20 protein-coding genes are annotated in these 25,448 nt (G+C 48.8%); 15 read left to right on the top strand and 5 right to left on the bottom strand.

Annotated features, from left to right (window positions below; translation table 11 throughout):
- Window positions 1-116 precede the first annotated feature (116 nt).
- The 5 genes from OEY58_13135 (at window position 117) to OEY58_13115 (ending at window position 5,850) form a co-directional block, all read left to right on the top strand.
- Window positions 117-2,435, top strand: coding sequence for a S8 family serine peptidase (locus tag OEY58_13135; GenBank protein MDH5326399.1), 2,319 nt, complete (start codon window positions 117-119; stop codon window positions 2,433-2,435).
- 203 nt (window positions 2,436-2,638) lie between these two features.
- The gene (locus OEY58_13130; protein MDH5326398.1) at window positions 2,639-3,667 is read left to right on the top strand and encodes a c-type cytochrome; all 1,029 of its coding nucleotides are present in this window, start codon (window positions 2,639-2,641) and stop codon (window positions 3,665-3,667) included.
- A 196-nt stretch (window positions 3,668-3,863) separates the two neighbouring features.
- A complete protein-coding gene (locus tag OEY58_13125) occupies window positions 3,864-4,916 on the top strand; it encodes a tryptophan tryptophylquinone biosynthesis enzyme MauG (protein MDH5326397.1) in 1,053 nt (350 codons plus the stop codon).
- Window positions 4,913-5,257 carry a methylamine utilization protein gene (locus OEY58_13120; protein MDH5326396.1) on the top strand — a complete coding sequence of 115 codons (345 nt, stop codon included), beginning with the start codon at window positions 4,913-4,915 and terminating at the stop codon, window positions 5,255-5,257. The genes OEY58_13125 and OEY58_13120 overlap by 4 nt, the downstream gene beginning before the upstream one ends.
- On the top strand, window positions 5,254-5,850 hold the full coding sequence (locus OEY58_13115; protein MDH5326395.1) for a c-type cytochrome: 597 nt from the start codon (window positions 5,254-5,256) through the stop codon (window positions 5,848-5,850). Before OEY58_13120 ends, OEY58_13115 begins: the two co-directional genes overlap by 4 nt.
- 70 nt (window positions 5,851-5,920) lie before the next feature.
- Here the strand turns inward: OEY58_13115 and OEY58_13110 are convergent, their stop codons facing one another.
- Window positions 5,921-7,345: a hypothetical protein gene (locus tag OEY58_13110; GenBank protein ID MDH5326394.1), complete on the bottom strand. Its 1,425-nt coding sequence runs from the start codon at window positions 7,343-7,345 to the stop codon at window positions 5,921-5,923.
- A 251-nt stretch (window positions 7,346-7,596) separates the two neighbouring features.
- On the opposite strand from OEY58_13110, the gene mutS reads away from it, so the two are divergent.
- From mutS to OEY58_13085, 5 genes are all read left to right on the top strand, one after another.
- Window positions 7,597-10,197 carry a DNA mismatch repair protein MutS gene (gene mutS, locus OEY58_13105; protein MDH5326393.1) on the top strand — a complete coding sequence of 867 codons (2,601 nt, stop codon included), beginning with the start codon at window positions 7,597-7,599 and terminating at the stop codon, window positions 10,195-10,197.
- Between the two features lie 13 nt (window positions 10,198-10,210).
- Complete coding sequence (locus tag OEY58_13100; protein ID MDH5326392.1) at window positions 10,211-10,534, top strand: ferredoxin family protein; 324 nt, start codon at window positions 10,211-10,213, stop codon at window positions 10,532-10,534.
- Window positions 10,535-10,557: 23 nt separating this feature from the next.
- Window positions 10,558-13,539, top strand: a complete 2,982-nt coding sequence (locus OEY58_13095) for a PD-(D/E)XK nuclease family protein (protein ID MDH5326391.1) — start codon at window positions 10,558-10,560, stop codon at window positions 13,537-13,539.
- Between the two features lie 667 nt (window positions 13,540-14,206).
- Window positions 14,207-17,611, top strand: coding sequence for a UvrD-helicase domain-containing protein (locus OEY58_13090; GenBank protein MDH5326390.1), 3,405 nt, complete (start codon window positions 14,207-14,209; stop codon window positions 17,609-17,611).
- Between the two features lie 163 nt (window positions 17,612-17,774).
- A complete protein-coding gene (locus tag OEY58_13085) occupies window positions 17,775-18,227 on the top strand; it encodes an Hsp20/alpha crystallin family protein (GenBank protein ID MDH5326389.1) in 453 nt (150 codons plus the stop codon).
- 34 nt (window positions 18,228-18,261) lie between these two features.
- Here the strand turns inward: OEY58_13085 and OEY58_13080 are convergent, their stop codons facing one another.
- A complete protein-coding gene (locus OEY58_13080; GenBank protein MDH5326388.1) occupies window positions 18,262-18,756 on the bottom strand; it encodes a DUF4188 domain-containing protein in 495 nt (164 codons plus the stop codon).
- A gap of 103 nt (window positions 18,757-18,859) precedes the next feature.
- Here OEY58_13080 and OEY58_13075 point away from each other — a divergent pair, with 103 nt between their 5' ends.
- The 3 genes from OEY58_13075 (at window position 18,860) to djlA (ending at window position 21,112) form a co-directional block, all read left to right on the top strand.
- Entirely contained in the window at window positions 18,860-19,024 is a 165-nt protein-coding gene (locus OEY58_13075; GenBank protein ID MDH5326387.1) for a hypothetical protein, read from the top strand.
- A 357-nt stretch (window positions 19,025-19,381) separates the two neighbouring features.
- Complete coding sequence (locus OEY58_13070) at window positions 19,382-20,272, top strand: TraB/GumN family protein (protein ID MDH5326386.1); 891 nt, start codon at window positions 19,382-19,384, stop codon at window positions 20,270-20,272.
- 45 nt (window positions 20,273-20,317) lie between these two features.
- Window positions 20,318-21,112, top strand: a complete 795-nt coding sequence (gene djlA, locus OEY58_13065) for a co-chaperone DjlA (GenBank protein MDH5326385.1) — start codon at window positions 20,318-20,320, stop codon at window positions 21,110-21,112.
- A gap of 54 nt (window positions 21,113-21,166) precedes the next feature.
- Here djlA and OEY58_13060 read toward each other — a convergent pair whose 3' ends face one another.
- A complete protein-coding gene (locus OEY58_13060; protein ID MDH5326384.1) occupies window positions 21,167-22,087 on the bottom strand; it encodes an adenylate/guanylate cyclase domain-containing protein in 921 nt (306 codons plus the stop codon).
- A 228-nt stretch (window positions 22,088-22,315) separates the two neighbouring features.
- Here OEY58_13060 and OEY58_13055 point away from each other — a divergent pair, with 228 nt between their 5' ends.
- Both OEY58_13055 and OEY58_13050 read left to right on the top strand, forming a co-directional pair.
- The gene (locus OEY58_13055; GenBank protein ID MDH5326383.1) at window positions 22,316-22,846 is read left to right on the top strand and encodes a DOMON-like domain-containing protein; all 531 of its coding nucleotides are present in this window, start codon (window positions 22,316-22,318) and stop codon (window positions 22,844-22,846) included.
- A 59-nt stretch (window positions 22,847-22,905) separates the two neighbouring features.
- Entirely contained in the window at window positions 22,906-24,111 is a 1,206-nt protein-coding gene (locus OEY58_13050; protein MDH5326382.1) for a DUF1343 domain-containing protein, read from the top strand.
- A gap of 62 nt (window positions 24,112-24,173) precedes the next feature.
- Here the strand turns inward: OEY58_13050 and msrA are convergent, their stop codons facing one another.
- Window positions 24,174-24,806, bottom strand: a complete 633-nt coding sequence (gene msrA, locus OEY58_13045) for a peptide-methionine (S)-S-oxide reductase MsrA (GenBank protein ID MDH5326381.1) — start codon at window positions 24,804-24,806, stop codon at window positions 24,174-24,176.
- A gap of 11 nt (window positions 24,807-24,817) precedes the next feature.
- A complete protein-coding gene (locus tag OEY58_13040; protein MDH5326380.1) occupies window positions 24,818-25,381 on the bottom strand; it encodes a DUF488 domain-containing protein in 564 nt (187 codons plus the stop codon).
- Window positions 25,382-25,448: the final 67 nt, after the last annotated feature.

The raw sequence follows: 25,448 nt of genomic DNA, 5'->3' as shown, positions 1-25,448 counted from the left end.
TTTTAAATATTCCTTCCTAAACATTGACAGCCCACTATAGCTATAAGCATTATTGCACCTGACAGAACAACTCGCTACCAGTCATCCTGTTAGCAAATAACAATCGGGGGCAATCTATGGAAAGGCATGCCGGGCGCAGCAATGCTGCAACGCTTCGTATTATCTTCTTAACCATACTGACCGGTGTCGTACTGAACAGTTGTTCAAAAGACAGTGGTCGCTCTGTTGAACTCAAACACAACGATCAACTGATTGTTATGTGTCAAGGCAGTTGTGATCCCGTTGCCAATCAGGTATTGCAACTGAATGGGAATGTGGATCAACGGTATAACAGTTTCAATGCTTTGGCTATTTCCCTTCCTGCCAAATACGCAGACCGTCTCGCCCGTAGCGCAGGCGTTGCCACCGTGCGTAAGGACGAAACACTGCGTCGCCCGATCCCGGAAAAAAACCAAAGAATTGTATCCAATGTGGCGCCATCGTACCGAAACATCAATACAAAGTCGGCGCAACCCAACAACTACAGTTTCAATAATATTTTGACAGGTGCAACACAGCTCCACGATCAAGGCATCACAGGTACCGGTGTTATTGTTGCGGTCATCGATTCCGGTACCGCCAACAATGTGGAAGTGGTACCGGCTTTGGCCGGCAGCGTTATCGGCGGCGAAAATTTTGTAGACCTGCCGGATGAACCCAGTGCCACCAGTACCCATAATGATTTTCACGGCACTGCGGTAGGTAGCATGATTGCAGCGCATGTGGGTGTGGTTTTTGACAACAGCAGCGAATTCCTGCAGGCGATAAGTACCCATGCACCGGACAGCGTGATTCCCGTGGACGACACCAGCTCCATGGTTCCCATGGTGGGCTCAGCGCCGGACGCAGGCTTGTATGCCATGAAAGTGTTTCCTGCTAATGGTGACGGCACGCCCAGCTCTGTTGTGTTAGCCGCCATGGATCGTGCCTTAACGTTAAAAAGGAACTACAACGCAGGACTGCCATCGGACCCCATATCCGGCGACGGCAGTGAGGACAACCCTTATGTTTATGATTCCTTGAATATTCAAGTGGTAAACCTGAGTTTGGGCGGTATGGGCATGGTTGCAGGTCACGAAATAGAAGAACTGCTGGCTAGAGAAATGCTAAAGGAAGGTATCAATGTCGTCACCTCAGCCGGGAACGACGGCTTCGCCGCTTTAACTGTGGGCAGCCCTGCGACCGGTGTAGCCAATATATCTGTGGGGGCAGCCAGCACCCCGCAACATGAACGCATTCTGCGAGATGTGATACTAGGCCCCGGTGAGGGCAACATCTATCGCCCCAGCAATCACATTCAAACGGCATTTTTCAGCTCCCGTGGCCCCACGGCCGATGGTCGCCTTGGAATTGACGTAATGGCCAACGGTTACGCATCGTTCGTACAACCCGCTGACGGTGGCATCATGCTTATTTCCGGAACTTCATTTTCCGCTCCCACCGTCGCCGGCGCCGTGGCGTTACTGCGTCAGGCTTTTCCCAACAGCACAGCGGCACAAATCCGCGAAGCCCTGATTCAAGGCGCTAACCCCACCATTCTAAGCGATACGGTTCTGGACCAAGGGGCCGGCTTTCTTGACCTGGCAACCGCGTTGCAGCTCATGTCCCAAGGGTTAGAGGCACGCATCCCTGCTCTTCCCGATATCAACGAGGAAGAACCTACACAAGTCAAAAGCAATATCCGCCATTTGGGAATAACAATCATTGACACATCTGAACCTTTCCAAACCCAGGTTCGGTTACAACCGGGCCAGGCCCGGCATATATTGGTGCAAACCGATTTAGGCACCGAATCGGTACAACTTGATTTTTCCAACGTATCCATGGCACTACCGAAGGAACAACAAAACCTCTACTTTGGCGACAGCCTCTGGATCAATGTCGCCGACGGCCCGGTGACGACAAACAATTTAAAACTGGATGAATTATTTCAGGAAGACGCGCAATTTACCATCACCCAACCCCAAACCGGTCTGATGCGTCTGGCTGTACTTGGGGACTGGACCAATGCCGGTGAAGTTTCCGCTACGCTTACGGTGACGTCACAACAGCGTCGACTGAGTACACCGTTTAAAACAGGGCGGCTGCGTGACGACGAAGTGGATGTTTTTGAATTGGAAATCGACGATGGAGATGTGCGGCAATTGAATTTCGAGTTATCCTGGGAAGGTGATTGGGGCCAATATCCACCCCATGATATTGATTTAATTGTAATAAATCCCCTGGGCGAAGCCTATTTTGATGCGGCTACTTTGGATGCACCGGAACGGCTCAGCATCGACAATCCCATGGAAGGCGACTGGAGCATATTCGTTACCGGCTATATGCTGCACGGATTTAAAGATAAGTATGAGTTGCGAATAAGCGATCAAAACGGTCGTCGCCTACGCGATTAATTCACACAGATTTCATGGTTTTTAGCTGATAATGGTATTTCCCGTAGGGATATCTTGCATCGTTGAGTATTTCTCAAGTTTTGTATAGTAACGTTTATGAAGTGTTTTCGACCTTTCATCCAATAAAGTGTGAAATTTTCCTTAACATATCCTTAACTATGACGATGTAAAGAGAAAGTCCCCGACGGATAGAAGGTATTGAAATGAATATGTCTAAATTCTTACTCCCTGGCCTGGTTATTGTGGGGTTCGTTGCAACCATGGCACAACCCGCAGCGGAAATGGACACGAAAGAAAAATTTCTACGTCCTGACCTTAAAGTCCCGGTTGACAATAAATTAAACGCGGAGCGCATCAATCTCGGCAAAATGCTGTTTTTTGATCCCCGCCTGTCCGGCTCCAACTGGATCAGCTGCGCCACTTGCCACAACCCCGCTTTAGGCTGGTCCGACGGCCTGCCCAAAGCCCGCGGTAACAAACAAAAGGAATTGGCACGAGCCACCCCCACCTTGGTGAATGTGGCCTACAACCGTATGCAAATGTGGGATGGTCGCTTCCGCACCCTGGAACAGCAGGCTCTGGGACCGATAGAGTCGCCGGACGAAATGAACCAGAACCTGGACGAACTGGTAACTGAACTCAAAGCGATTAAAGCATACGAGCAACTGTTTTTTGAGGCATACCCGGGACAAGGCATCACTAAAAACACCATCGCCAAAGCACTGTCCAGTTTTCAACGCACCATCGTTGCTACCAAAGCACCGTTTGACCGTTGGGTAGTGGGTGACGAAGATGCTATCAGTCAGGAAGCAAAAAGTGGGTTTGCCTTATTTACCGGTAAAGCCAATTGCGCCAAATGCCATATGGGTTTTAATTTTGTGGACGACGGCTTTCATAACATCGGCCTGAAAAGCAACCAGGACGAAGGCCGCTTTGGCGTAAGACCCGTCAAGATCTCCATGGGTGCCTTTAAGACTCCTACCTTGAGAGATATCGCCAAAACCGCACCCTATATGCACAATGGCATTTACAATACTCTGGAAGAAGTGGTTGATCACTATGATCGTGGTGGCGATGCCAAAGGCAATTTATCACCCAACATCGAACCTTTGAACTTAAGTGACAAAGAAAAAGCCGACCTGGTAGCGTTTCTAAAAACATTGAGCGGAGAATCCATGCAGGTACAACTGCCATATCTGCCCAACCACTACTCAGCACAATCAGAGTTTTAGAAACAGACAAATTCCGTCATATATGCCGCCGCATGGCGGCATTTTTTTGCGCGGGCAAAAATCACGATCTGAATAAAATTTACACCCAAATGTAAACTTTTTCTAAATTTTCCAGCCACTTGGTCGATATTTATAGCACCTACAAAAGTCTTGTTCGCGTAGAAATCTTTATTCACGACATGAATGGAATACAATTATGAAACCCATAAAGCTCACTTTAATTCTGGGTTCGGTTGTGGGACTTGCCGCAGCAGGATACGGCGGTTACACCGTGTTCTCAGAACAAATGCTCAGCGAGTTGCAAAAACAGTATGCGCAACCCACTCTTGAAATTCCGGCCAAAAACCAAACCACACCGCAACGCGTGCAACTGGGAAAAACGCTGTTTTTCGATCCCCGCTTGTCAGGCTCCAATTGGATCAGCTGCGCCACCTGCCACAATCCGGCCATGGGATGGTCGGACGGCTTACCCACCGCCATTGGCAATAACCAGCAATTACTGGAACGAGCCACCCCCACCATTACCAATGTAGCCTATAACAAACTACACATGTGGGACGGCCGTTTTCGCAGCTTGGAAAAACAAGCACTCGGCCCCATTGAAGCGCCGGAAGAAATGAATCAGAACGTGGATGAACTGGTCAAGGAACTGAGCAGCCTTGCCGACTACGTAAAAATGTTTGAAGCGGCCTATCCGGGTGAAGGTATCAGCAAAGACACTATAGCCAAAGCTTTGGCCAATTTCCAACGCACCATCGTTGCCTCCAACTCACCGTTTGATGAATGGATAAAAGGCAAAGAAGGCGCTATCAGCATCGCGGCTAAAAACGGTTTTAAATTGTTTAACGGTAAAGCCAATTGCAATAAATGTCATATGGGTCACAATTTTGCCGACAACGGTTTTCACAATATAGGCCTGAAAAACAGCGGCGATGATCAAGGCCGTTTCAGCATCCGCCCGGTGGAAATTTCCAAAGGGGCTTTTAAAACGCCCACTTTAAGAGATATCACCAAAACCGCACCTTATATGCATAACGGCATCTACGCCACGCTGGAAGAAGTCATCGATCATTATGACCGCGGCGGCGATATTAAAAGCAATTTGTCTCCAAACATTGAACCTTTGAATTTAAGCAAAATCGAGAAACAAGAATTGCTGGAATTTCTCAAAAGCTTGGTCGGAGATTCCGAGTTTGTTGCCGTACCAGAACTGCCTACCCAACTTATTTCCGGAAAGGAGTCATCATGAAATACCCTCTGTTAATCGGCGTTATTGTGGTGTGTCTTTTCAGTGTCGGCAGTGCCGTGGCAAAAGCGAAGGGAGAAATCACCATACTGCAAAAAGACCGTTCTTTCGTGCAAGACGGCAGTCAGGTCAGCAGTCTGGTGGTCAAAACCGGTGTTGTATTGCGTTTTGAAAATGCCGATCCCTTTGCCCACAATGTTTTTTCTTTATCGCCTTTGAAAAAGTTTGACCTGGGGTCTTACCCTAAAGGCCAGGCAAAAACTGTTGTTTTCAATAAGGTGGGCACGGCAGAGATTGAATGCGCTATTCATCCGCAAATGTTTCTGGAGGTCACGGTCGAATGAACCAAAAACTCATTACTCTAACCCTAGCCACCCTGGTATTGGTATGGCATGGTGGCGTAAGCGCGGACGAAAACCGTCACGATGTTGAAAAGGCCCTGACCAAACCCATTGTCAATGGCGGTAATGTGTATAAGCAGCATTGCGAATCCTGTCACGGTAAAGACGGTCGCGTGGGCATGAAAACCAGCAACCCGCGGCATTTCAATGACAATGGCCAGTACTTGCGTATTATCAGCAAAGGCCAAGGCAAAATGCCGCCGTGGAAAGATGTGCTGACTCGAAAAGAAATCCAGGATGTGATTGCCTACATTAATGTTCTGGGTTCGCCGGAAAAACGTGGTGAATCGGTGTTTAAAACTCACTGTGTCCAATGCCACGGTACCAAAGGGCGCGGCGACGGTCCTGCCGCCAAGTTTTATACCCCACGCCCGGCGAATCTTAGCGTGAGCGATAAAAATGATACGTACAAGGAAATGATTATTCGCATGGGCGGTGAAGCAATGGGTCGTTCCAATATAATGCCGTCCTGGGAAAAAATGTTGTCGGACCAGGAAATTGCCGATGTCATAAAATTTCTTAAAACACTGCTATAGAGAGCGAAAGAACAGTCAAAAAAGATCCGGTGCCCGGCCTCCGCGCACCGGATCATTTGTATTAAATTCGTTAGCGTTGACTCAACCGTTTAGTGAGACGTTGATTTTCCTGCCCCAACTCGCTAATCCGCTGTTCCAGCAACCAGATTTTATCCCGCAAGGGTCGTTCACCGCGTTTCAATCCGCTGATCTCGAACTGCAGATTGCTTATCTTTTGGTTTAATCGTTTGATTTCGTGATTCGACTGCGCTTGGCTTAACGGTAAGGAATCCAAGCCCTGACTGATGGCCACTTTTGCCTTTTCCGTCTTGCCCCCGGCCTTTAACTCTGTGCTTGCACCGGTTGGCGTATCGTGGTCCTCGGCTGAATTTTCTGCCTGTGCTTTGGGTTCCGTGTCAGACTTCGAATCGGCTTGCGCCTGTTCCAGTTTGGTTTTTTTGTGCATGAGGTGACTGGCGGCCTGCGCTATCTTAACGGTTTGTTCAAAAAAGTTTTTATCGCGCAAATCGCCCAGTTCCAAGGCATTACTCACTGGGATTAACTTATGCTCCAGATCCAGCACATAGTCTTCCAATTTATCTCCGGATAGCTTACTCAGCTGCATCACGCTGTTGGTAATGTGCAAAGCATGCTTTACATGAAACAAAAACTCACGACTCGCTTGCCTGACGGTCGCCGCGTCATCCACGTGACGAACAATGATCTCATCAGCTCGCTGCCGCGCTTTTTCCACTTTTGCAAATGTCTTAGGTGCGTATTGGCGGGCTTCGTCTGCAAAACCGTCCAATATGGCCATGGTTTGTTCCAATTGATTAAAACGAACCAGCTGAATTTTCAATCCTTGGATATAATGCATCAAATCTTTGCGATCCATATCAAAACGATGCATCAGGTGTAAGTCCACAGCGCCGCCTGACTGAACCCGCTCCTCCAAAATAGTCACCAAAGAAGCGACCTTGGACATCACTGTATTATACTGAGCCATATAAGTGGCCGTAATATTTTTGGCTTCCAGTTCATTGACTGCATCAAACACATCACGCATATTACCGCTGGCCATTTTTTTTACTTTGAAGGCGTCATCCAGTAGAGTTTCCGTGACATAAGCCTGGCGGTAGACTTGTGCCGCCGGTGCACGACTTAAAAAAGACGATTGCGCTTGGGAAAACGCTTCATTGGACTGGGTATATAAACCCGGCGAATATAACTCCAAGCGTTCACCCTTGGCTTTGCTCATCCGTACAGTCAGGTTTTGCATCACCTGTTCCACGGATTGCGTGGCATAGCGTTTATTCACCAAAGCTTCGTTTACTGGGTTATTAACGCCGACAACTCCGCAGGAAGAAAGTACAGCAACTCCCGTTACTGTCCAAAACAAATACCAAAACAGCCCTCCAAAAACCCTCCCGAACAACCCTTCAAACAGCCCTTCAAACAACCCTTCAAACAACCCCAATGCAAAACTCCATCCTGAGATGATCCTTTTCTTAGACACAGTCTTAACTCCATTTTAACTCCATTGACTGTGATACATAGTAGCGGTTAAAACGTTATTTTCCCACTTGGATTTCCCCGGTTAGTACGTCTTGCTTGGATAACTTGATCCGACGTCCTGGTCTGACCGCCGCTTTGGACATGCTTACATTGGCCCGGGTAAATCGCGGCGCAGGATGGACAGATGCGGAGAAACAGAAGTGGAGCGTATGAGAGTAGAGTCCCTTGGATAAATTCGTTACACTTCCGCGAATGACTGAGACACTGAATCCGACACAACATACCCCCATGATGCAGCAATATTTACGCATCAAGGCGGACCATCCCCATACGCTCCTATTTTACCGAATGGGCGATTTTTATGAGCTTTTTTTCGATGATGCCCGCAAAGTTTCCCAACTTATCGACATTACTCTTACCACTCGCGGCAAATCCAACGGCCAGCCTATCCCTATGGCCGGTGTGCCATTCCACGCCGCGGACACTTATTTAGCCAAACTGGTCAAACTGGGCGAATCGGTGGCTATTTGCGAACAAATCGGTGATCCCGCAACGTCCAAAGGCCCGGTCGAACGTCAAGTGGTCCGCATCGTTACTCCCGGTACTATCACCGATGAAACCTTGCTGGAAGAACGCAGCGATAACCTCATAGTATGTGTCTTTGATCAGGACAAGCGCTTCGGCATCGCCGCACTGGATGTGAGCAGCGGCCGTTTTACGCTTATGCAATGCTCCAGCCTGGAAGGACTCAACAGTGAACTGGAGCGTTTACAAGCAGCCGAATTACTGGTCAGCGATCAAACCTGCTTACCCGCTACCCTATTGCAACGCAAAGGAATCCGTCGTCAGGGCCCTTGGCTGTTTGAACTGGACAGTACCCAACGTCTTTTGTGCACCCACTTTGGTACCCGAGATTTACAAGGCTTCGGTTGTGATGACGCTCCCTTGGCCATATGTGCCGCCGGATGTCTGATGCAGTATGTGAAAGACACGCAGCGCTCGGCCTTACCCCATATACGCACTATGAAACAGGAGCGCCGCGAGGACAGTATCATTATCGATGCGGCCAGCCGCAGGAATCTCGAATTGGAAACCAATTTGTCTGGTGGTCGCGACAACACCCTGGCAGCGGTCTTGGACAACAGCAGCACCGCCATGGGGAGTCGTTGCCTGCGACGTTGGATCAAACGCCCCCTCACGCAGCAACAGTTAATACAGCAACGGCATCAATGCATAGAAACTCTGGTAATGAATCGACGTTTCGAATCGGTACAACCGTTGTTACAAGGCATGGGGGACCTGGAACGAATCCTCTCGCGCATGGCCATACGAAGTGCGCGACCCCGAGATTTTGCCGCACTCCGCGATACCCTGGAACGGCTGCCGGCCCTACGCCGGGAACTGATGCAAATATTATCGGCAACCAGTTCTCCCTTACTGGAATCGCTGCATACTCAACTGGGTGATTTTCCCGAGCTGCAACGCCTGCTATTACAAGCTATCATTGACGCCCCCCCGATGACCATACGTGAGGGCGGCGTCATTGCTCCGGGTTACGATTCCGAGTTGGATGAACTGCGTTCATTAAAAGAAAACGCCGGTCAATATTTGTTGGACCTGGAAGAACGGGAAAAAAACCGTACCGGTATCAGCACTCTGAAGGTGAGCTATAACCGAGTCCACGGTTACTATATTGAAATCAGTCGAATTCACTCCGACAAAATTCCCGAAGACTATACCCGTCGGCAAACGCTCAAAAGTGCCGAACGTTACATCACACCGGAGTTGAAACGCTTTGAAGACAAGGCTCTGAGCGCATCAGAAAGAGCCCTGGCTCGTGAAAAAGCCCTCTATGAAGAATTATTTGATCAAGTCACTCCGTATCTGGCCCGCTTACAGCAATGCGCAGACGCCCTGGCGCAAACCGATGTCTTAAACACTCTGGCCGAACGTGCCGACACCTTGAACCTGGTTCAACCCCAATTGGTGCAACACGCGGGTCTTAAGCTACGGGAAAGTCGACACCCGGTGGTAGAACAGGTACTGGACCAACCCTTTATCCCCAATGATGTCCTGTTCGACGATTCCCGCCGTATGCTGATTATTACCGGACCCAATATGGGCGGCAAATCCACCTACATGCGTCAAACCGCTTTAATTGTACTCATGGCTTATATGGGCAGTTTTGTGCCTGCCGCTGAGGCGGTCATTGGTCCCATCGACCGAATTTTCACCCGGATCGGCGCGGCGGATGACCTCGCCGGCGGCCGCTCCACTTTTATGGTGGAAATGACGGAAACCGCCAACATTCTCCACAATGCCACCGCAAACAGTTTGGTGCTGATGGATGAAGTGGGCCGTGGCACCAGTACTTTTGACGGATTATCGCTGGCCTGGGCCTGCGCCGAACAACTGGCCGAACGAATCCGAGCTTTTACATTATTTGCCACCCACTACTTCGAACTCACCGTGTTGCCGGAAAACCTGCCGGCAGTAGCCAATGTGCATCTGGATGCGGTGGAACACGATAAAGGCATTGTGTTCATGCACAGCGTAAAAGAAGGGCCGGCAAATCAAAGTTACGGATTGCAAGTGGCCGCACTGGCCGGAGTACCGACACAGGTCATCAGTCTGGCCAAAAATAAACTGGTACAGTTGGAAAACAGCAGCGCGGCCCAACGTATGGAACCCCAGTTACCGCTCAACACCACCCAGCGCAACCAGGGCCAAATATCCCTGTTTGCCGACGAACACCACCCGGCACTGGAACAATTACGAGCCGCGGACGTGGACGAACTGACCCCACGCCAAGCGCTGGAGCTTCTATACCGCTTGAAAGAATTAAGTAAATAATTGGAGAACACCCATGACTTTTGTCGTAGTAGAAAATTGTATCAAGTGTAAATACACCGATTGTGTGGAGGTCTGCCCGGTGGATTGTTTTCACGAAGGACCCAATTTTCTGGTAATAGACCCTGAAGAATGTATCGATTGTTCTTTATGTGAACCGGAGTGCCCCGCCGAGGCTATTTTTGACGAAGACGATGTGCCAGAGGAGCAAAAGCATTTTGTCGCTCTCAATGCCGAGCTGGCGGCTCAGTGGCCGGTGATCACAGAGAAAAAGGACGCCCCGGATGACGCCAAGGAATGGGACGGAAAGCCGGATAAATTGAAATTGTTGGAACGCTGACACAAACCATGGTGCCGGATGAAGTGCAGTCGGAACTATTTCCTACGCAGGAAAGAACGCCACCCCCGTTTAAAAATGAGCTGGAACTCATCCCCTACGAAACCAACGCCTTAAAGTATCTGGCGCAAAAAATTATCCGGCTGCATCGCAGTGAATTACCGGACTTGAGCCATGTGGTGGTATTACTGTCCAACCCCCAAGCGGCAGCGACCTTCCGTTACTATCTGTTGCAAGCGTCTAAACCTCAATGCAACGCTCTGCTGGGACTACAAATCAACACTCTGGATCAATGGGTCTCTCAACAAGAACTCAGCGATGTACATATTGCACCCTTGCAAAGCCGGGAACTCATGTTGGTGCAGGCCTTAAAACAACACCCTGATCTATATGGCCACGGCAGTCCCTGGGCCTTGGCGCAAAACTTACTGGAGTTGTTTGATGATTTCAGTCACAGCCTGGTACCCATTCCCGCACAACTAAAGAACTTTCAAATAGAGCTGGAGTCTGCCTATGGTGTCTCCGGCAATTCCCTGCCCCTGAATCAGGAAGCCCGCCTGGTGCACACACTGTGGTATGCCATGCAACAACAATTGCAGGCGGTGGGTTTAACCGACCCGGTCAATGCCTATGTGATGAAATTGAAACGACGCCTGGATCAGTTGTGCCATCGCTCGGACCGGCAACAACTTTACCTCTTGGGCCAAACCCGCTTGTCCTTGGCCGAATCGCAATGGATAAACAGCCTTATGATCAAGGGCAAGCTGTACTATGGCATTCAAGCCGACGCGGCAAAGTCGACGGGGCGAAGTCCCCTGAACGCCCACATTATCCCTCTACACAGTAAGCTGCAAATTCCAATGTTACCTGCAAAATCTAAACAGCAAGGTCAATATGAACGCTTATTGCAGCGGGTATACCGCCATGACAATATCCCCCTGCAGCAGCGCGCTCAACAGTTCACACAACAGCAGCCACAAAGCCCGCTGGAGCCTGTTTTACGGGTTTACAAGGCCGCCTCCTCGGAACAAGAGGCCCAAGCGGTAGAATTTCAAGTTCGCCGTTGGCTACTTCAAGGCAAACAACGCATAGGTATCGTCACCGAAAACCGGCGTCTGGCCCGGCGAGTGCGTGCCCTGCTGGAACGGGCCGATATCCACTTAAACGACGCCGCCGGCTGGATACTCTCTACCACCAGCGCGGCAACCGTCGTTGAACGCTGGCTGCAATGTATAGAAACAGACTTCCACTATCAACCCCTGTTGGACTTCCTCAAATCGCCTTTCGTTAAGCCTGAAGTCGATACGGATGAGTTTTTACACACGGTGTATCGCTTTGAAAAAAACATTGTGTTCGAAGAAAACATCAGCAATAACATAGAGCGCTACGTCAACCATAGCCGCTATCGCATGAACCGCCTCAATCCGGAATTGGCGGCATACTATGCAAACATAGAACCCTTACTTAAGAAAATTGAGCACGCTGCAGAACCCTTGCAGCAACTCCAGCAGCAGTCTCATAGCCCTAAGCAATTAATCCAGGCACTCATGACCAGTCTGGACCGATTGGGGGTAAAACAAGGCTTGAGCCGCGACGACGCCGGCAGAAAAATTCTGGAAACCCTGCAACCCGCCGCCGCCGCAGCCACTCACAGCAACCTCACCATGAACTGGGTGGAATTTCGCGCCTGGCTGGGGCAATTGCTGGAACGGGCGTATTTTCTGCCGCCCGGTTCCACCGGGCCGGTCCACCTCATGAGTCTGGCGCAAAGTGATTTGCGCCGCTTTGATGCCCTGATCATAGCCTCTGCGGAAAAAGAGTTCCTACCGGGCAACCCCCCCACGTCACCTTTTTTCAACCAATCCGTGCGAGCCGGCTTGGGATTGAATAGTACGCAGGAACTGAATCACACCCAGTTTCACTGGTTCTATCGTTTATTGCACAGCGTCAGCCGTTGCGCCGACAATAAACCTTCCATACTGATCAGTAAACGCAGCCACGAAAACGATGAGGAGATTATAGGCTCACCCTGGGTAGAAGCACTGGAAGCGTTTCATCGCTTAAGCTATGGCCAGGTTCCGACAGACCCATACCTGGAAACCGTTGTGGCACAGAACCGACACCAAATTCATGATTCCACATTACCATTACCCCAAGCTCAAGGACCAGCTCGCAGCCCGGTAGACCCCGGCCTCATACCCAAAAAGATCAGTGCCGGGGCTTATCAAGAGCTGATGAACTGTCCCTACCAGTTTTTCGCCGCTCGCTGCCTGAAACTGAGCCCACCCGAATCCATACGGGACATGTTGCAAAAATCCGACTACGGTGAACGTGTGCACAAATGCCTGCAGGCTTTCCATGGCGGCATCACAGGCTTACCAGGACCGTTTAGCCAAGGTATTACCCATGCAAACCGGGAAGCTGCCACAGAGTTACTTCAGCAAATTTCTCTACAGGTATTCGCCCAAGACATTGAAGAAAATTTCGTGCATCGAAGTTGGTTGAAACAATGGCAGGCCATGATTGATCAATATATTGAATGGCAAATCGAACATCAAATGGATTGGCAAGTGTACCAAGTGGAGCAGGCGGTTACCCGACAGGAAAACCCATTGTTTGAAACCCATGGCCGCCTGGACCGAATCGATACCGGCAAGGAAGGCATGAACATTATCGACTACAAAAGTGGTAAAGCCCCCAAACAAGCGGAGATTCTCTCCGGTGAAAGAATCCAATTGCCCTTTTACGCATTGCTGGGCCAAAGCTTAACCACCGATCAGGCGGTGGCTAAAGTTCAATACTTATCCTTTGACGCCAATAAAATCAGCAGTAGCGAATTGGGCGGTGAGGAATTGTCACAACTCACCTCCCTGGTAAGCGATCGCCTCCAGGATATCATTCAGGCCATGCACAATGGCACCCCCTTACCGGCCTGGGGCGACAGCAAAACCTGCCGGTACTGCGCTATGGAAGGCCTGTGTCGCAAACAGAGTTGGCTGGACGAGTAAGATTACGGAAACATGGCCTTGCGCACCCTTCTCTTGCGTAGTCGACACAAAACCCGTCGTAAAAGAATTACCTCCCCACCTACAAAACCTACTGCATCACGGGGGAAACCTGATGTCTCAGGTGGTAAGTGGGGAAAAGCGGTAAAAACGGAAAACAAACTATCTATTGATCACAATCGAGAAGTAAAACTTGAAGACCCGGTGTAAAACCCTGGCTTAATTAAAGAATGATCATTTTTGTGGTAGAAGGCGGCTCCCGAAGAAACCGCCTATTTCTACCTCCATTCCGAACTTCCGTTGTCCGAATCACATCCTATGATCATCACTCCCTCCTCTCTTCCTTGAGGCCCTCCGTGCTAATCAACGCTGAAAGGTCTGAGCGAAAAGATACCAAAATGAATAAAATTCACAAGCCTGAAATAGACCACAAAATAATCGCGGCTTGACTCAATCTAATTACTATATTGGTTTTACTATCAATTAGTTAACACTCTAATCTAAAACAGATATAAGACGAAGAAGGGGGTTTTTCCTGTCTTGCCTGACACAGATATACGATAATTCCTACAAACAAAAAATCCTTCATAACAGAATCAAACGATTGGATTTATTCCAGTTTTCGCATTGCACGTGAATCCCAGCCGCAGAAACGGTAAAGTAAGCCCCTATGAGCCACAGTTCCAGCCCTATTTCACCTCACATCAGCGCCAGCGTTAGTGCATCTGCGGGTACGGGTAAAACGTGGATGCTGGTCTCGCGCATTATCCGCCTGTTGCTGGAGGACAGCGCACCGGATGCCATACTGGCCATCACTTTTACCCGCAAAGCCGCCGCTGAAATGCAAACCCGGCTCTCAGATCGCTTATTCCAACTGGCTGCATGCTCGGAGACGGAACTGCTGCAATACCTGCAACAAATTCAGGCAGCCACAGATCCCTTAACCTTGAACAAAGCACGCTGGTTATATGAAGACCTATTACAATCACCACAAAACATTCGTACCACAACCTTCCATGCCTTCTGCCAGGAAATTCTGCAGCGTTTCCCCTTGGAAGCGGATGTCCCACCCGGCTTCGAATTACTGGAATCCACTTCTGAACTTATGGCTACAGCCTGGGATCTCCTGCAGCAACGATTGACCCGACAACCGGAGTCGAGTATCGCCCGGGACCTGGAGCATTTGTTTACTCATTGCGGCAGTCTCGGAAATACCAAAACCGCCCTCTACAGTTTTCTGGAGCATCGCAGTGATTGGTGGGCCTATACCCGGGAACAGCACGACAGTGTGGCTTACGCTCAGGAAAAACTACAACAGACTCTTAAAATTGATCCGAACACCAATCCAATTGAAGCATTTTTTGATACAGAAACCCTGGACTGGGTTGAAGATTTCAAACGGTTATTAGCATTGCACCCCACCACATCAAACCAAAAAAACGCACGACTGTTGGAAATGGCCCAAGGTTTTATCGCGGACGGTAACCCGGGGAAAGCCTACCCCGGTGTTGCTGACGTCTTTTTAACACGCCAAGGAGAGGTACGTTCACGCAAACCTTCCAATGTGATGACAAAGAAAATGGGCCACGCAGGCGCCGACCGTTTTTTGGAAATACACTATAAGGTTTCGACCAAGCTGGTGTATTGCAATGACAGGATCAAGCGTCTGAAACTCCACCATGCCAGTTGCGCTTGGTATAACGTCGGCAGTGACTTGCTCCGGGAGTTTCAAAATCTAAAAGCCGAGCGACGCTTATTGGACTTTACCGACCTGGAATGGAAAACCTATTGCTTACTCAACCATTCCGACAATGCCCACTGGATCCAATACAAACTGGACCAACGTATCAATCATCTACTTATCGACGAGTTCCAGGATACCAATCCCACTCAGTGGCACTTAATTGCGCCATTACTGGAAGAGTTAGCCTCTAAGGAACACAACGGCCGCAGCGTATTTCTTGTGGGGGATAAAAAACAATCCATCTATCGTTTTCGTCGTGCCGCTCCTGAACTGTTCGATACCGCCCAAGATTGGATCGAGCAACGACTGGGCGGACAGTCACAAACCCTGGCAACATCGCGGCGTTCCGCACCGGCTATTATGCAATGTGTTAATTATGTTTTTACAGACGGCGACTTACATGAAAAGATTTACGACTTTCAAGAACATCACACCGTGCACGAAAACCTTTGGGGTCATGTGGAACTGTTACCCTTGTTACTCAAAGAAGTGACAGAGGAAACGACACCCGCAGGTCTACGCAACCCCCTGCTCCAACCACGAACGGAATTTGAAGACACCCGCCATTACCGTGAAGGTTGCGAAATAGCGAATATCATCCAAAAACTGGTACAGGAGCAAACTCCCGTTGACGTGGGAGGAAATAGCCGCACCATGCAGTACCAGGATATTATGATTTTGTTACGCAAGCGCAGCCATAGCCACGCTTATGAGCAAGCTTTACGCGAGGCCGGAATTCCTTATCACAGCGCACAACGGGGTACTCTACTGGAAAGCCTGGAAATACGTGACCTTATTGCCTTGCTACAGTTCCTGACCGCACCTTACAACAACCTGTCTCTGGCCACGGTATTACGCAGCCCCATATTCAGTTGCAGTGAACAAGACCTTATGACACTGGCCAACAGCGGAAAAGGCAATTGGTTGGCGCGCTTGCAACAACGGGTTGAATCCTCTGCCACCTCAATCAACCTGAATCTATCCCATGCATGGAAACTCTTGAAGCAATGGATAGACGCAACCGGTACCGTACCGGTACACGATTTATTGGACCGCATTTACACCGAAGCCAATTTACTCAACCGCTATCAAGCCGCATACCCGGCCCACATGAAACAAAGTGCCGGAGCCAATCTCACCCGATTTATCGAATTGGCGTTGGAAACAGACTCCGGACGCTACCCCAGCATCAGCCGTTTTCTTGCCAATGTACAGATGCTGCAAGCTTCGGAACAAGATGGGCCGGACGAAGGTAACGTAACCCAGGGAGAGTCCAAAGTTCGCATTATGACCATTCACGCATCCAAAGGCATGGAGGCCCCGGTGGTATTTTTAGCGGACGCAGCCGACAGCGGCCAAAGAGCCAACGCCTACCAAGCCTTGGTGAAATGGCCCGCACAGGCGGAAAAACCTGCACGTTTTATGTTAACTCCAAAGAAAGACCATCTGGATGAACTGACCGGCGACATCATAAACACGGAAACACTCGCGCAGCAACGCGAAGAGGCTAACCTCCTGTATGTTGCCCTGACCCGAGCCCGCCAATGGTTGTTTATCAGCGGTAGTTGTGAGAAACCTGAAAACTCCGGCTGGTATGGCATCATCGACAAGCAACTGCAATTGCACAACCGGCAACAGCCTTATACACAAATCCAAAGTGGCGTTATGGGCACGATCAACTACGAGGAGCCGCAACGTGTTCCATTAGTAGAGCTGGATGCGGCACTGCAAAATATTGCAGCCATACTGGGCACAAACACGGTCACAAAAGAAATTGCCCCCAGTGATAAAGGTTTGCTTGTTGACCGCCAAGGAGACGTTTTACGCTACGACAATCTACAAGTTGCAGGCGAAGCGGACCAACTCATTCGCGGGCGTATTATTCATCGTATTTTACAATTACTATGCGAAAACCGGACTCGAGGTGAAATCCTCAACATAATCAATAATGAATACATACTGGACGAAGAGCAGCCGCTGGACGCTTGGTATACTGAAGCCAATGCTGTGTTCACCCATAAAGAGACACGTTGGATTTTCGACCCGACGCAGTATGACCACGCCCACAATGAAATGAATATCGCCTATGAAAGCGCAAATGGCACGGTGTTCGGCATCATCGACCGAGTCATCTTTCGCAGCCAGGAAGCGCTGATTATTGATTACAAAAGCCACCCGGTGACCCACCCCAAGGATCTACAATTGTTACAGCGGCACTACGCGGAACAATTGGAACTGTACCATCAGGGTATACAACAAAGTCGCCCCGAGCTGTCAGTAAGAAGCTTTCTTCTATTCACCCATAGTGTTACTTTATGCGAGTACGCTTAAACCCGCAGGCCAACGCTCGCCCCCCGATCCAACCCTTGAAAAACTTTCTCTAATCCCCATGTAATTTTATAAGAACATGAGCTGCATCAAGGCCCCGAAGCAATACATGGTGTATATATTGTTTAGGGGGAATTTAAATTGAAGAAATCGAAGGAGGTGTATCATGAAAGAACTTCGAAAATCTCCGAGTAAAGGACTCAGCTGGGGCTGGTTTGACGAGCCCTTTGAAAACCTGTTTGAAGGTTTCTTCCGCCCCATGCAACAAACCTTTGGTGATGGACTCAAACACTGCCCTGCCATTGATGTCAAGGAACGGGATAAAGAATATCTCATTAAGGCTGATCTTCCCGGCGTTATGAAGGAAGACATTCACGTCAATCTGCAGGACGATATGCTCACCATCAGCGCAGAAACGAAAGGTGAAATCGAAGAAAAAGAGGGTGAAGTGGTTTTACGACATGAGCGTCACTACGGCAAATTCAGCCGCAGCATGCGCTTAGGCGAAGCCATCGACAAGGACAAAGTCAAAGCCAACTTTAAAGACGGAGTACTGGAATTGACTTTACCCAAACTGGAAGTTAAAAAAGCCAAAAAAACAGAAATCACCATTAATTGAATTACAATGAATTGGAGCTGTGTGGTTTAACACCTCACAGCTCCGTTTTCCCGCTTCGCAATGAGATTTTCGGACCATCCCGCAGTTTCAAACCACCCGCCTTTCCCATTCCCAAGGCTGGCACATTTTTATAAACCGCTTCAAAGCTTCCCTCTTGCACCACAAAGGTCTCATGCCACAAGCCAACCGCACCACTGCCGCTGATTTCATTGTTGAAATTAAACCAAGCCGGAAAGTGACGTGCGCCTTTGTCTCGCGCATACCCCAGCAAATCATCATAAGAGCGCCAATATTGAACACTGACTCTTGGATTTCCTGACCAATAATCAAAATGTAACAAGCCCCATTCCGGATGCTCTTGCAACTCACTGAGCATTCGCTTAAAGGAACGGACGACAGGAATCCATTTATGCAGCATCCAGATTTTATTAATGCGAATTCCAAATATAAAAACAACAAAACCTGGCGCTATATCCGGAACCATACGTTGTTTATTAATCGCGTCGTCATTGTATTTTTTGATTGACACAGAAATCACTCTTATATAGCTGCAAATAATAGTAAAGTAATACAGTAAACTTATATATTTCGTTAATTTACTTGATTCGCATGCATTACCGACCAATAATTAAATGGAGCTTTTATTACTTTGCGAAAAACCAGTTTGCAAGTGTAACCTGCAGTATCAACCAACTCAATGTGGAGGAATAGCCATGGGCGGAATGGGCGGCGGTATGGGCGGTGGTGGCATGGGCGGTATGGGTGGCGGTATGGGCGGCGGTATGGGCGGAATGTAACAATCAACGCTTAAGCAAGCCGAACAACTTTACACCAAAACATCAAATCACCGAAACATCAACCCTCGGGTGGGCTTGTTTTACCCACCCGATAAACGTAATAACAACAGACTCAGCTCCAATCCGCTACACAATACATTTTTCGATACCATACTGCTAAATTTCCACCGGAAAACAATTCCCTAAAAGTGTCGACTTTTTGCCTAAGCGATTGCGCCGGGTTTACCCGATTACACCGACAAGACTCATTTAAATCCGAACGAACCTGATTTTTGTGCGTTTTGGCACAAACAAACCGGGCAATCTATTTACATTTTGGTTAAAATCCCACTGAAACCGATGCTCAACAGGACAAATATGAAATTCCGATTTGTTTTCGTAACTCTTTTGTTACTGCACTCCAGCCTTGCCGTTTTTACCTCCCAAAATGTGGAGGCGCGATCCTTTTTGTGGAAAGTACAATCGGAAAAATCCGTGGTGTACTTATTCGGCTCCATTCACTTTGCCAAACCCGAATTCTATCCGCTAAGACCGGAGGTGGAAAAAGCCTTCAAAAACGCATCGATTTTGGCGGTTGAAGTGAACATCAACAATATTAGTGAAATCGAAATGCAGCAAACCATTCTCGCCAAGGGAATCTATCCGCCGGGAGATTCGTTGCAAAAGCATGTCGATCAAGAAACCCTCTCGCTATTGGATACGTTTGTGCGCAAGCAAGGGCTGCCTCCGGAAGGGTTTCTTAACACCCGCCCCGGTTTTCTGGCCATGACTTTGAGTATCATGAAAATGGTCAGCATGGGCTTTCTACCGGAGTACGGACTGGATTTGCACTTTATTCGTCGCGCGGAAAAATATCCGGAGATGAGTATTGTCGAGTTGGAGTCGTCCCAGGAACAACTGGAGCTTTTTTTTAACCTGCCGAACCAGGAGGCATTTCTTAAGTATACTCTCATACAATTTGCGCAAATGGATTCACAAATCAAACAAATCGTTTCCGCCTGGCAAAATGGCGATGCTAAGACGCTGGCTGCCATGCTCGTAGAACAACCCGAAAAAGAATACCCGCAATTGGCACAGATTCAGGATCTGATGTTCACTCAACGTAACAAAAAAATGGCGCAGAAAATAGAAACCTTTCTGCAACGCTCCAACACCTACTTCGTCGTAGTTGGAGCGGGACACCTGGTCGGAAAGGATGGTATAGTAGCCCTGCTTCAGAAAAAGGGTTACTCGGTTCAACAACAATAAAATGCGGTGTGCAGAGACATCTGCTGATTACAGGTTAGGATTTTCATGAGCTGGTGGGGAAAAATTGTAGGTGGTGCATTTGGTTTTATGGCGGGTGGACCTATTGGCGCCGCTTTAGGTGCTGCGTTAGGCCATCAACTGGACAAGGGCCTGAATCGACTCGAACTGGACGAACCGGAAGACACCGAACGGGTTCAAACTGTATTCTTTACCGCCACATTTTCTGTCATGGGTTACTTGGCCAAAGCCGACGGTCGGGTGTCCGAGAGTGAGATTCAATTGGCGCGCCAGGTCATGGACCAGATGCAACTGGATACGGAGCAAAGGAATATCGCTATTCGTTTATTCCAGCAAGGCAAGTCATCAGATTTTGACGTAGATGCCATCCTGGTACAATTTAAACGAGAGTGTCACCAGCGTCGCAATTTGATGCAAATGTTTTTGGAAATTCTCATCGCCACCGTACTGGCCGACGATGTGATACACCCGCAAGAAAAAGATACCCTCAAACATATCGGTGCCCAGTTGGGCTTTCCTGGCATGGTGATGGAACAACTCATCAAAATGGTTCAAGCGCAACAGCATTTTTCCTACGACTACCGGGCAACCAGCCGGCCCAGTGCGAAAACCACACTCAACGACGCTTATGCTGTTTTGGGAGTGACCAAATCCGCTGACAATGACGAGGTTAAAAAAGCCTACCGTCGCCTTATGAACCAGCACCACCCGGACAAACTGGTGGCCAAGGGTTTACCCGAGGAAATGATGAAGCTGGCAACGGAAAAAACTCAGGAAATTAAGAAAGCCTATGAGACCGTGAAGGAGTCGCGAGGGATGTAAGTGCCGTCTCAATGTAGCTTACAGATGGATTTGGAGCGTCAGGTAAGTTAGGTCTTAAAAACACTCAAAAAATATCAGCCGTTCATTATCAGCGGTAATGGGTTCACCCAAACTAATAACCCCCTTGCTTTGCATGAGCCAATCCTCATGATGCAAATGCAAAGACAAAGAATCATTTTGTCGTTTACCATTTTGAGTACGTACAAATGTACCGTTTGTACTCTTATCGGTCAGCACTACCCTGCCCTGCTGGTACTGCAAGGAAGAATGCAGCCGTGAAGCCAGCTCGGATTCCACCACAATTTCGCAATGCTCGGAACGCCCCAGAGAAATTTCCGGTTGAAACTCACTGACATCCAGCGTCTTGGCCCCATAAGTAATGCGCACCCCGGCCACTTGCTGACGATTAAAGCTGTGGCTGTGGCGTTTGACATAACTTTTGGTGCTGTCCATATCATCCCACACTACCTCATGAATATCCGTTGGACTGATTTTTCCTTTTAGCAGTATGCGATTGAAATGCCGGGTTCTGGCACGATTTTCCCGGGATAAACGTAAAAAGGTTTGTTGCGAAATGAGAATTTGACCGGCTTTGGCAATGGCAACCATTCGTGCTGCCACGTTCACTGTATCGCCAAACGGATGGCCATTATCCACTACTGTGGGCCCTTGATGAAAACCGATACGTACTCCTAACGGAAATCCCAATTCACTGTCGATTTGAACTGCATCCTGAATAGAACACGCTGCGTTCATGGCTGTATCCGGATTGGGAAACACGGACATAACCTCATCTCCAATGGTCTCCACGACGCGCCCGTGATTTTTGGAAATGAGACTAGACATTGTTTGCAAGCAGTCAGTAACAATGCGGTGGGCTCTTATATCACCATACGAGGTGTATAGACCCACACTCCCTGCCACATCCGCAAACATGACAGTGAGATCCGCAGTGCGTTGAAATTGCATACTCATCCGAAATACCTATACATCTTGAAACGCTTTAGCTAATGGATAATCAACCGTCCGCACTAGAAAAATACATCATAAATTTTTATTATTGGCTCATAAATAATATTATTGCAAAAAAGAAGACAATTCCCCCTCTTCCGCTTTATTTTATTCTACCCTTTTTTGCTAGCTCAACTCCAATTGGATTCAATAGTTTTAGCGTTTCCCATCAATTTGAAAACAGCGAGAAATATGAAAGATTTAGATTCGATCCAATATGAGTTGCTACCCTACGATACCCACCCGGATCTACCCTTTCGTATTGTTGCACAGGCGCGACAAAAGCAGGGAATATTGTCGCTCAACTATCGCATCCTGGGTGATACATCCGCCATTTTATGGCCTAAGGCAGCCCCCTTTGGTCGCGGTAACAACCTGTGGCAACATACCTGCTTGGAATGTTTTCTCGCCGACGCTGAAAATACCGCCTACTGGGAATATAATTTTTCCCCTGCCGGTGTGTGGGATGTATATTTCTTTAGTGACTACCGCCGACCCCAAGCGGTGGCGAACCTGCAAGCCCCTCAACTGGAGTTCAGAGAACGGGAAAAACTACTCCGGGTTAGAATGACATTACCACCGGCGCTTGCGAACACACAGTTGCGCCTGGGACTGAGTGCCGTCATGGAAGACCGACAAGGGCAGTTGTTTTACTACGCACTCAAACATACCCAAGACAGACCGGATTTTCATCAGCGCGATAGCTTTATCCTGATGCTTTAGAAAATGGAAATTTTCTCAAAGACTTACACTGCATTCTCCGATTGGACTATACTAGCCCCATGCAATTAGGAATCGATCGTCTCCTGCAGGACAAACAACTGCAATCGCAACTGTCGGGTAAGCGCCTCGCTTTAGCCGCCCATCCCGCATCGGTAACTCAATCCTTACAACATAGCCTGGATGCCTTGTGTGGCATTAATACCCTCCAACTGTGTGCCGCATTTGGCCCGCAGCACGGAATGCGTGGGGATAAACAGGACAATATGATCGAATCGCCGGACTACCAAGACCCCATCCATCGTATCCCTGTGTTCAGCCTCTACGGTGAGGTCCGGCGTCCTACCGCAGCCATGATGGACAGCTGTGATGTGGTGCTGTTTGACATTCAGGACCTGGGATGCCGTATTTACACGTATATCACCACCTTGCTGTATATGCTGGAAGCCTGTCAGGAACATGGCAAGTCCTTGTGGGTACTGGACCGCCCCAATCCGGCCGGGCGTCCAGTTGAAGGCTCCCTATTATTGGAAGGCTGGGAGTCATTTGTAGGCGCAGGCCAAGTCATCATGCGCCATGGACTGACCATGGGAGAAATGGCCCGCTGGTTTGTGAAACATCATCGGCTCAATGTGGATTTACATATCATCAGCATGCAAGATTACGATCCCACACTGGCACCGGGATACGGCTGGCCCAGCGGAGAACTGTGTTGGGTAAACCCCAGCCCAAACGCCTCATCATTGAATATGGCGCGCTTTTACGCCGGCTCGGTATTAATCGAAGGAACAACTCTTTCCGAGGGTCGCGGTACCACCGTTCCTTTGGAAATAATGGGCGCACCGGATATCGACATTTTGGCGGTGTTAACGGAGATGCAACAAAGGGCACCTCAATGGCTGCAAGGGGTGAAAATTCGTCCCTGCTATTTTGAACCCACCTTCCACAAACACAAAGGAACACTCTGCCAGGGATTCCAAGTACACACGGATTATCACGGATATCAGCATCAGCAATTTTTCCCGTTTCGCCTGACTCTGGTGTTCCTACAGGCCATAAAAGCGTTGTATCCTGACTATGACCTGTGGAGCCGCCACGCGTATGAATACGAACATGAGCGCCTGCCTTTCGACGTCATCAACGGCGGCAGTTTCGTTCGTGAGTGGATCGAAGACACCCAAGCCGACGCTGAGGACATGGACAAACGTTTACGCTTTGACGAAGCACAATGGAAAGACAGTATTGCGGATCTATTACTGTATCCATAGAACGCTCATTCAAGCCGGGCATTCAACGGCGCATAGACATGCTGTTGGAATAAATATGATTACTAAATAGACACCAGCTCAACACCCACACCACCAAGACCGCAATAACCCTGAGGATTCTTAGACAAATATTGTTGATGGTAATCTTCCGCATAGTAAAACCGAGTGGCCTGATTAATTTCCGTCGTAATCTCATCATAGCCCTCTTCACTTAACAGCTCTTGATAGGCACGACTGGAATTAATGGCATCCATAAGTTGATTCTCGTCATAGGTGTAAATCCCTGAACGGTATTGGGTACCGTAATCATTACCTTGACGCATCCCTTGGGTAGGATTGTGTGACTCCCAAAACACCTTCAAAAGTCTGGCGTAAGACACTTTCTCCGGATCGTAAATCACTTGAACAACCTCATTGTGGCCGGTCAACCCGGAACAGACTTCCTCGTAATTGGGATTGCGCGTATACCCGCCACAATATCCAACCGCGGTGGAATATACCCCGTCCAACTCCCAAAATTTTTTTTCGGCTCCCCAAAAACAGCCCATGCCGAACAAAGCCGGTTTTGTGCCCTCAGGAAAGGGAGCCACAATGCGGTTACCATTAACATGATGAGTTTCACACACCACCATGGCTTCGTCACGACCGGGCAGCGCTTCGGTTTGTGTCGGCATTCTAATATTATCTTTATACATGATACGACCTCTCAAAAGTCTAACTGACCGCTGACAGCTCGATCATAAATCAATTGCTGTGATTCGCGTCTAGCGTATTCACTGAGCTGATGCTCATAACAGGTATTTGCCGCACTAATGTGCAAAACCTTCGCCCCCTGTAATAACAAGTAATCAGAGATCAAAGAACGATGGCAATCGTGTGCCAGTCGCTCCGCGCACAACAGACTCACCTTAGATGCTGCGGCCATAGAGCACAATTGCTGTACCGCTTTTTGAAACGCTGCAGTTTCCATATAGTCGGCGAACGCGCGAAAGAACTCGCTTTGTAACGCAATATGAGGCGAGTGATATCCGGGTGTAGGTTTGCGCATCCCGCCCAACTGACGTCCGGCCCAATGATACACCAAACCGTTTGCTTCAATACGGTGTCGCAACACGTCCCCATTAAAATGTGGAAAGCGCTTGGACTGAGGATAAGCACGTATGTCCACCACCACGTCTATGGAAAAACTCTGCAATAAATACAGTAGATCCTCCGTAGACAAATTACTGTGGCCCACCGTATATACAGTTACATTGGAATACAGGTTCATAATCTCAGTATAGCGTCAATGACCCCTAGCCACTAGCCGCTTGTTTACACTCCGGGTCGCTGCAATC

This window comes from Gammaproteobacteria bacterium (genome assembly GCA_029882975.1).
GTDB lineage: Bacteria > Pseudomonadota > Gammaproteobacteria > SZUA-152 > SZUA-152 > JAJDNG01.
This window is presented reverse-complemented; position numbering and strand designations above follow the sequence as displayed.

Excerpts from the sequence above, each read along its gene's own strand:
- OEY58_13075 (MDH5326387.1), top strand. The coding sequence starts at position 18,860 with ATGGAGCTTTTATTACTTTGCGAAAAACCAGTTTGCAAGTGTAACCTG.
- OEY58_13055 (MDH5326383.1), top strand. The coding sequence starts at position 22,316 with ATGAAAGATTTAGATTCGATCCAATATGAGTTGCTACCCTACGATACC.
- OEY58_13130 (MDH5326398.1), top strand. The coding sequence starts at position 2,639 with ATGAATATGTCTAAATTCTTACTCCCTGGCCTGGTTATTGTGGGGTTC.
- OEY58_13120 (MDH5326396.1), top strand. The coding sequence starts at position 4,913 with ATGAAATACCCTCTGTTAATCGGCGTTATTGTGGTGTGTCTTTTCAGT.
- OEY58_13060 (MDH5326384.1), bottom strand. The coding sequence starts at position 22,087 with ATGAGTATGCAATTTCAACGCACTGCGGATCTCACTGTCATGTTTGCG.
- OEY58_13135 (MDH5326399.1), top strand. The coding sequence starts at position 117 with ATGGAAAGGCATGCCGGGCGCAGCAATGCTGCAACGCTTCGTATTATC.
- msrA (MDH5326381.1), bottom strand. The coding sequence starts at position 24,806 with ATGTATAAAGATAATATTAGAATGCCGACACAAACCGAAGCGCTGCCC.
- OEY58_13125 (MDH5326397.1), top strand. The coding sequence starts at position 3,864 with ATGAAACCCATAAAGCTCACTTTAATTCTGGGTTCGGTTGTGGGACTT.
- OEY58_13085 (MDH5326389.1), top strand. The coding sequence starts at position 17,775 with ATGAAAGAACTTCGAAAATCTCCGAGTAAAGGACTCAGCTGGGGCTGG.
- OEY58_13050 (MDH5326382.1), top strand. The coding sequence starts at position 22,906 with ATGCAATTAGGAATCGATCGTCTCCTGCAGGACAAACAACTGCAATCG.
- OEY58_13115 (MDH5326395.1), top strand. The coding sequence starts at position 5,254 with ATGAACCAAAAACTCATTACTCTAACCCTAGCCACCCTGGTATTGGTA.
- OEY58_13090 (MDH5326390.1), top strand. The coding sequence starts at position 14,207 with ATGAGCCACAGTTCCAGCCCTATTTCACCTCACATCAGCGCCAGCGTT.
- OEY58_13040 (MDH5326380.1), bottom strand. The coding sequence starts at position 25,381 with ATGAACCTGTATTCCAATGTAACTGTATATACGGTGGGCCACAGTAAT.
- djlA (MDH5326385.1), top strand. The coding sequence starts at position 20,318 with ATGAGCTGGTGGGGAAAAATTGTAGGTGGTGCATTTGGTTTTATGGCG.
- OEY58_13100 (MDH5326392.1), top strand. The coding sequence starts at position 10,211 with ATGACTTTTGTCGTAGTAGAAAATTGTATCAAGTGTAAATACACCGAT.
- mutS (MDH5326393.1), top strand. The coding sequence starts at position 7,597 with ATGACTGAGACACTGAATCCGACACAACATACCCCCATGATGCAGCAA.
- OEY58_13070 (MDH5326386.1), top strand. The coding sequence starts at position 19,382 with ATGAAATTCCGATTTGTTTTCGTAACTCTTTTGTTACTGCACTCCAGC.